The 6,925-nt window shown below is 64.5% G+C and carries 9 protein-coding genes; 6 read left to right on the top strand and 3 right to left on the bottom strand.

Features of this window, described 5'->3' with window-relative positions:
* The 3 genes from ACP5M5_RS03840 to ACP5M5_RS03830 all read left to right on the top strand — a co-directional run.
* On the top strand, positions 1-496 hold a 496-nt coding region (locus tag ACP5M5_RS03840), incomplete at its 5' end, for a PEP-CTERM sorting domain-containing protein (protein WP_427935655.1).
* 134 nt (positions 497-630) lie between these two features.
* Positions 631-1,266, top strand: coding sequence for a PEP-CTERM sorting domain-containing protein (locus ACP5M5_RS03835; protein ID WP_427935654.1), 636 nt, complete (start codon positions 631-633; stop codon positions 1,264-1,266).
* 173 nt (positions 1,267-1,439) lie between these two features.
* Entirely contained in the window at positions 1,440-1,910 is a 471-nt protein-coding gene (locus ACP5M5_RS03830; protein ID WP_427935653.1) for an ureidoglycolate lyase, read from the top strand.
* An 18-nt stretch (positions 1,911-1,928) separates the two neighbouring features.
* On the opposite strand, the gene ACP5M5_RS03825 is transcribed toward ACP5M5_RS03830, so the two are convergent.
* The 3 genes from ACP5M5_RS03825 to rpsD form a co-directional block, all read right to left on the bottom strand.
* Positions 1,929-3,476 carry a peptide chain release factor 3 gene (locus ACP5M5_RS03825; RefSeq protein ID WP_427935651.1) on the bottom strand — a complete coding sequence of 516 codons (1,548 nt, stop codon included), beginning with the start codon at positions 3,474-3,476 and terminating at the stop codon, positions 1,929-1,931.
* Between the two features lie 24 nt (positions 3,477-3,500).
* The gene (locus ACP5M5_RS03820; RefSeq protein ID WP_427935650.1) at positions 3,501-4,253 is read right to left on the bottom strand and encodes an SDR family oxidoreductase; all 753 of its coding nucleotides are present in this window, start codon (positions 4,251-4,253) and stop codon (positions 3,501-3,503) included.
* 78 nt (positions 4,254-4,331) lie between these two features.
* Positions 4,332-4,946 carry a 30S ribosomal protein S4 gene (gene rpsD, locus ACP5M5_RS03815; RefSeq protein WP_114912668.1) on the bottom strand — a complete coding sequence of 205 codons (615 nt, stop codon included), beginning with the start codon at positions 4,944-4,946 and terminating at the stop codon, positions 4,332-4,334.
* Positions 4,947-5,149: 203 nt separating this feature from the next.
* Between rpsD and ACP5M5_RS03810 the strand changes: the two genes are divergently transcribed.
* From ACP5M5_RS03810 to ACP5M5_RS03800, 3 genes are all read left to right on the top strand, one after another.
* Positions 5,150-5,356, top strand: a complete 207-nt coding sequence (locus ACP5M5_RS03810; protein WP_114912669.1) for a hypothetical protein — start codon at positions 5,150-5,152, stop codon at positions 5,354-5,356.
* Positions 5,353-6,123 carry a hypothetical protein gene (locus ACP5M5_RS03805; protein ID WP_427935647.1) on the top strand — a complete coding sequence of 257 codons (771 nt, stop codon included), beginning with the start codon at positions 5,353-5,355 and terminating at the stop codon, positions 6,121-6,123. The genes ACP5M5_RS03810 and ACP5M5_RS03805 overlap by 4 nt, the downstream gene beginning before the upstream one ends.
* 73 nt (positions 6,124-6,196) lie before the next feature.
* The gene (locus ACP5M5_RS03800; RefSeq protein WP_427935646.1) at positions 6,197-6,925 is read left to right on the top strand and encodes a hypothetical protein; all 729 of its coding nucleotides are present in this window, start codon (positions 6,197-6,199) and stop codon (positions 6,923-6,925) included.

The following is a 6,925-nucleotide window of genomic DNA, read 5'->3' as shown; positions in this document are numbered from 1 at the left end:
GCCGCAAACCGCGCTGCCGGGATTCGCGCTGACGACGAGCAATTTTTTCTATAGTGACGGTTTTTTCTATAGTGACGGTGCCGGCACCCTGACCATTACTGTCAGCGATACCGGGCTTTCGCTGCCCAGTTGGACCAGCCCGGTCATCGGCACGGTCGCGGGCCAAAACGGCGGCGCCATCACCCAGGTTACGACGACCTTCTCGACCAGCAGCGACAATGGCATAAGCTATAGCCCGATCGGCACGGCGCTCGGTTTCTCTCCGCCCTCGAGCAGCTTTGGCGGCGTCACGAGCGGCAGCGGCGTTGGCCTCGACGCGCTGCAAGCCACCATTACCATCATGACCGCTGACGGGTTTTCGGACAATGATCTTTCCCTCTCCGAAACCAACCCGGTGCCGGAACCGGCGTCGCTTGCCCTGCTTGGCGCCGGCCTCGCCGGTCTGGTTTTCGCCCGCCGCCGGCGCGTCACCGCTGTTCGATCGTCGGAAAACTGAACACTCGCTTCCCAGCGATGCCTGATTTTATATTAATTGATTGAATTTATTATGTTTTATCTTTTGGCATGGTTCCTGCTTATTACGTAGGCGCTTAAGACAGGCTTAACCTTTCGACGAAGGATCGCCACGAAATGAAAACCAAACTCCTCACCACCGCCGCCTTCCTCGGCCTCGCCGCGGCGGCGCTGGCCATCGCCCCGGGCAGCGCCCAGGCGACAGCATTGAACGGCACAGCAACGGTCAATACCAATGTCGTATCCTCGGTCGGCAATCCGACGCTTGCCTATGGCATCACCCTCAAGACCTCTAGCGACAGCTTCGGCGGTGCCACTGGCACCTATGCTTCCATCGCTGGCGAGACCATCAGCCCTTTCAACATCACGCTGACGGATGGCAGCACGGTCAGCTTTACCGATAGTGAGGGCGATAGCTTCACTGGGACTGTTATGTCCGTCTCCCCCACCGCCACGACGACTGGAACGGGGTCGAACAGCTATGCGCTTTCGACCTACATTGAAGGCACCTTGACGCCGAGCACGACGGGCGCCTTGGCCAGCTACCTTCCCGTCAGCCCGAATAATGCCAGCCTTACCATGAGCTTCAACGAGACGGCTTCGAATACCGGGGGCGGCAATTCCTACTCCGGCAGCGGCACCCTCGCCTCGCCGCCGCAGTCCAACAATGTCCCCGAGCCGGCTTCGCTCGCACTGCTGGGCAGCGGCCTTGTCGGCCTCGGCCTCGCCCGTCGTCGGCGCAACAAGGCCTGAGTGTCGGAAAACTGAACATCCGATGTCCCCGAGGGATCGATCCCTCGGGGGTGACTTTGTAGCCGAGGCGCCTGGATTGGTGTAACATTGCCCTCGGAGGCGATCCGCAATGGCCGGCAGGATCTCCTGCCGGCCATTTTCGTGATGCCGCCATTTCCCATCGGGAGACCGAGATGACGCTCACCCTCCGCCCCCTCAGCCCGGAGGCCTTTGCCCCTTTTGGCACCGTGACCCGGCTCACGCCCGGCGCCGAGCCGATCCGGCTGGTCACGGAGATCGAGAATGCGCGGGCGGCAGCGCGGCTGCATGTCGATTTCACCACCGCGGCCCCGAGCCCGCTGCCGCTCGCAGCCAAGCTGTTTGAGCGCCATCCCGCCAATTCGCAGAGCTTCATCCCGCTGGCCGCGGCGCGCATGCTGGTCCTCGTCGCCCCCGCCGATGCCTCCGGCGCCCCCGATCTCGCGGCCGTGCAAGCCTTCGCCGCCGCCGGCGACCAGGCCGTCACCTATCGCCGCGGGGTTTGGCACCACCCGCTCACCGCGCTCGACGCACCGGGATTTTTCGCGATCCTGACCTTCCGCGCCGGCGATGACGGCGACACCGTGCTCTTTCCTCTGGCCGCACCGCTGACCCTCGCCGCCTGACACCCTCGGCTGGCCGGCTCAAGACACGCCGGAAGCGATCGCCTGGCGTTCAGTGTCCTTGATGTCGCGGAACGAAAGATCGGGGGCGTGCTCGGCCGTGCGGCGGAGCATGAAGGCAGAGGTCGCGAGAAACACCGGATCGCCATCGATATCTTCGGCGATGGCGCCCCGCTCGCGAGCCATGAAGGCGGCGAGCGCGGCCGGCGGGCCGCTCAGCCAGCGCGCCAGCGCAAATGGCGAGGGATCGAAGCCGATGGCAACGCCATATTCGGCGGCAAGCCGCGCTTGCAGCACATCGAGCTGCAACGCGCCGACGACGCCAACCAGCGGCGGCGAACCGTCGAGCGGGCGGAATACCTGCACCACCCCCTCTTCGGCGAGTTCGGGCAGCGCCTGACGCAGCTTCTTCGCCTTCATCGCATCATCGAGCCGCACGCGGCGCAGAATTTCTGGCGCAAACGCCGGCACCCCGAGGAAACGCAGCGTCTCACCCTCGGTGAGCGTGTCACCGATGCGCAGGCCCCCGTGATTGGGAATGCCGACGACATCGCCGGCATAGGCCTCCTCGGCCAGCGCCCGGTCGCGCGCGAAGAAGAATTGCGGCGCGGTGAGCGGAAGGCTGCGCCCGGTCCGCACCTGGCGGAGCCGCATCCCGCGCACCAGACGCCCCGAGCAGATCCGGGCAAAGGCGATGCGATCACGATGGTTGGGATCCATATTGGCTTGGATCTTGAAGACCAGCGCCGTCAGCGCCGACTCTGCCGCCGCCACCACGCGGGTATCGGCGGCCTGGGCGCGCGGCGGCGGGCCGTATTGGGCGATCGTTGCGAGGAGATCGGCAACCCCAATCCCCTTGATCGCGGCGCCGAACAGCACCGGCGTCAAATGCCCCGCGCGAAAATCCGCAAGCGAAAACGCAGGAAGCCCGGCGCGCGCGAGTTCGATCTCCTCGACGAGGGCGGCGCGGCGTGGGTCGTCAGCCGGGAGGGCGAGAGGATACGCTTCATCAGCGAGTGACACGGTGCCGGCAAACTGCCCGGCGCGCCCGACCGGCCAGGTGAGCGGCGCGGTATCGAGCGCGAGACCGTCGGCGATCTCCTGCAACAGCGCGAACGGATCGAGGCTCTCGCGGTCCATCTTGTTGATGAAGGTGACGATCGGAATGTCGCGCAGGCGGCAGATCTCGAATAATTTCCGTGTCCGCGCCTCGATCCCCTTGGCAGCGTCGATCACCATGACGGCACAATCGACGGCGGTCAGCGTGCGGTAGGTATCTTCGGAAAAATCCTCATGGCCGGGCGTGTCGAGCAGGTTGAACACGATCCCCTCATGCTCGAACGTCATCACCGAGGTGACGACGGAAATGCCCCGCGCCCGCTCGATCGCCATCCAATCCGAACGGGTGCGCCGGCGCTCGCCCTTGGCGCGCACTTGCCCGGCGAGCTGAATCGCACCACCGACTTGGAGCAACTGCTCGGTAAGCGTCGTCTTGCCGGCGTCAGGGTGGGAGATGATGGCGAAGGTGCGCCGGCGGGCCACTTCGTGCGCGAGATCGGCGCTGCTCATGCTGGTCGTCGCCTCACCGCGGGATCAGCGCCCGCCCGAGACCGGCAAGATCGCGCCAGTGATATAAGCCGCTTGCTCGGAAAGCAGGAACTGGACGGCGTCCGCCACCTCGTCGGCGCTGCCGGCGCGCCCCAGCGGGACGCCGGCGGCAAGCCGGGCAACGCGGTCAGGCGCGCCGGCACTGGCGTGGATGTCGGTATCGATGAGCCCGGGGGAGACGGCGTTGACGCGGATCCCCTCGCCCGCCACTTCACGCGCGAGACCGATGGTGAACGTCTCGACCGCGCCCTTGCTCGCCGCGTAATGCACCCACTCGCCGGCGCCACCGAGGCCGGCGGCGCGCGAGGCGATGTTGACGATCGCCCCGCCGTTGCCGCCCATTTTGGTCGAAAGCCGCCGGATCGCTTCGCGGGCCGCAAGAAAGCAGCCGGTGACATTGACCGCGAGCACCCGCTCCAGGATCGCCGGGGTGATATCGGCGACGCGCGAGAGCGGGCCGGTGATGCCGGCATTGTTGACGAGGCCACCGAGCGGGCCGAGCGCCGCTTCGGCCGCTGCAAACAGGCCGACGATGTCAGCTTCCCGCCCGATATCGCCGGGAAATGCCGCCGCCCGGCCGCCGGCCGCGAGAATTTCGGCGACCAGATGCTCGGCGGCGTCGCGGCTCGCGGCATAATTCACCGCGACCGGATGGCCCGCTTGCGCGAGCTTGCGGCAAACCGCGGCGCCGATACCCCGGCTTCCGCCCGTGACGACGATCATCGGCTTCGCGTCCATCCTACGATCCTTTCCAGGGCACGTCGAAAAAAGCCGCGCCGCGCCAGCATGACGGCGGGCGCGGCGCGAACCGGGCGATCAGCGCGAATAATATTCGACGACGAGATGCGGCTCCATCTGCACCGGATAGGGCACATCGGCGAGTTTCGGCGCCCGCAGGAAGCGACCGCGCATGGCGCGATGATCGACCTCGATGAATTCCGGCACGTCGCGCTCGGCGCTCTGAGACGCATCCAGCACCACCGCGAGTTGCTTCGATTTCTCGCGCACCTCGATCACATCGCCATCACGCACGAGATAGGAGGGAATATTGACGCGCTTGCCGTTCACCATGACATGACCATGCGAGACGAATTGCCGCGCGGCAAACGGGGTGATCGCGAATTTCATGCGGTAGATCACCGCATCCAGCCGGCGCTCGAGCAATTCAATCAAATTCTCGCCAGTATCACCCTTGCGCCGCACCGCCTCGTCGTAATATTTGCGGAACTGCTTCTCGCCGATATTGCCGTAATAGCCTTTGAGCTTCTGCTTCGCCATCAGCTGGACACTGAAATCGCTCGGCTTTTTGCGGCGCTGGCCGTGCTGGCCGGGGCCGTAATCGCGCTTGCTGAGCGGCGATTTCGGCCGCCCCCAAAGATTGACGCCGAGCCGGCGATTGATCTTATACTTGCTTTCCAGGCGTTTGGTCATGCGTCGTCCTTCATGTGTGGCGCAACCTCGCGCGGCCGCACCTTGTTGCACCGGTAGGCTCTTTTCCCGCCGCACGCCGCGCGGTCATGGGAAAAAGAGCGGGCGCGCCGGCAAGCGGCGTCCACGTTCCCAGCCATGCGGCGGGTGATAGGCGCTGCGCGCGCGGCTTGTCAAATCAGCCCGCTGATCTGTAGGAAGACGGCATGATCACGCGTGGTGACATTCTCTGGCTCGGGATTGCTGCCGGCGTCTCCGGCGGGCTGATCGGCGGCATGATGCTCGGGATTGGCATGGATCTGGCGGTGAACGGCCAGCCGCTCGGGCTGCTGCTCGTCGCGCCCGGCGCCCCCGCCTCCGGCCTTATCGGCTGGGTGATGGCGCGGCGGTTGGCGCGCCAGCTCGCGCCGTGAGACGCTGCCGCCGAGCCCTCGCGGCGGTGCTGGCCGGAACGCTGCTCCTTGATGCGTGTGGCGTAACCGAAACCTACACGCCGCAGCCGATCGCGATGGTGCCGCCGGGTAATGTGCCGAACGGCACCATTGTCCCCGGCACCGCGATCGAGGTCGCCGCCTATGTGTTCAACAACCCCGACGCGCTGCACGGCGTGTTCGGCCATAATGGGCTCTGGCGCAAGCACGTTCTGGTCGTGCGCCTCGATCTGCAATCCAGCGACAAGGTAGCGACCGATGTGCTGATCGATTCGGCCTTCATCGCTATCGATGGCCTGCAATATCGCGCCATTACGGCGGGCGAAGCCTATGATATCGCCTGGCAGGCCCATCAGCCCTATGCCGCCATCGCCGCGACCTTCGTCGGCATCGGCGAGTTGCTGTTCACCATCGTCACCCTCGGCCTCGGCGATATCGTCTATGCCCTGCCCTCGCCGTTTGCACAGCCGAAACCAGGCGATGACGCCTTTGGGCGCGACCTCATCAATCAGGGCCTGCAAGGCAATATCAATCTCGTCCTCGGTTCGGTACGGAGCGGCTATCTCTATTTCGCCCTGCCCCAGACCATGGATTTCACCAAGCTCAAGAACGCGACGCTGGTGGTGCATTTTCTCGAAAAAACCCCAACGCCGATGGCGCAGAGCGTGACCTTCACCCTCCCCCCCGCCGGTCAGGTCAGCGCGCGGCAGATCAGACCCATTCTCTACGGCTTGCTCGGCGCGATTTGAGGCGGCCTTGCTCGGCGCTTGAAATTTCCCCGCGATTCTGATATATCAGATCACCACACGGAGGAAATGAGCGATGATGACAGCGCGGCAAGCAGCCTTCCGGGACGCCTATCGGGCGAAAATCGCCCCGCTCTATAGTGGGGCGGTGCATGTGGCGCTAATTTATCTCATCGGCGGCGCCGTCATCTGGCTCGCCGCACGCCATATCGATCATCCGAGCCTTACCGAATGGCTGGTGGTGCCGCTCGCCTTTCTCGGCTGCAATATTTTCGAGTGGTTTTTGCACAAGGAAGTGATGCACAAGCCGCGGCGGCTTTTCATCGGCATTTATCGTCGTCACACCCTCGCCCACCATCAATTCTTCACCGATGCTGCGCCGCATTACGACAGCTGGCGGGATTTCCGCATCGTTTTTTTCCCCCCGTACGCGCTGATCATCTTCATCGCGATGTCAGCCGTGGGGGCGGCGGTGTTGAACGGGCTGTGGTCGGCGAATGCCGCGTGGCTGCTGATGGCGACCACCACCGGCGTCTATCTCAATTACGAATTCTTCCATCTCTGCTGTCATGTGAAGGATGACCGGCTGATCCGCCATATTCCCTTCGTCAACACCATCCGCCGCCACCACATCGCCCATCACGACATGGCGATCATGATGCAGCGCAACATGAACCTCACCTACCCGATTGCCGATTGGCTGTTCGGCACCTCCGATCTCGATCGCGGTCTCGTGGGTCATCTTTTCAACGGCTACGACCAGCGCCGTCGCCGCCGCGACCTCACCGAAGCGGCCGGGGAGTGA

This window comes from Acidibrevibacterium sp., from assembly GCF_049965395.1.
Classification (GTDB): domain Bacteria; phylum Pseudomonadota; class Alphaproteobacteria; order Acetobacterales; family Acetobacteraceae; genus Acidibrevibacterium; species Acidibrevibacterium fodinaquatile.
Note: the sequence above shows the minus strand (reverse complement) of the source record. Positions and strands in the feature narration are given on the sequence as shown.

Excerpts from the sequence above, each read along its gene's own strand:
- ACP5M5_RS03835 (WP_427935654.1), top strand. The coding sequence starts at position 631 with ATGAAAACCAAACTCCTCACCACCGCCGCCTTCCTCGGCCTCGCCGCG.
- ACP5M5_RS03830 (WP_427935653.1), top strand. The coding sequence starts at position 1,440 with ATGACGCTCACCCTCCGCCCCCTCAGCCCGGAGGCCTTTGCCCCTTTT.
- ACP5M5_RS03825 (WP_427935651.1), bottom strand. The coding sequence starts at position 3,476 with ATGAGCAGCGCCGATCTCGCGCACGAAGTGGCCCGCCGGCGCACCTTC.
- ACP5M5_RS03820 (WP_427935650.1), bottom strand. The coding sequence starts at position 4,253 with ATGGACGCGAAGCCGATGATCGTCGTCACGGGCGGAAGCCGGGGTATC.
- rpsD (WP_114912668.1), bottom strand. The coding sequence starts at position 4,946 with ATGACCAAACGCCTGGAAAGCAAGTATAAGATCAATCGCCGGCTCGGC.
- ACP5M5_RS03810 (WP_114912669.1), top strand. The coding sequence starts at position 5,150 with ATGATCACGCGTGGTGACATTCTCTGGCTCGGGATTGCTGCCGGCGTC.
- ACP5M5_RS03800 (WP_427935646.1), top strand. The coding sequence starts at position 6,197 with ATGATGACAGCGCGGCAAGCAGCCTTCCGGGACGCCTATCGGGCGAAA.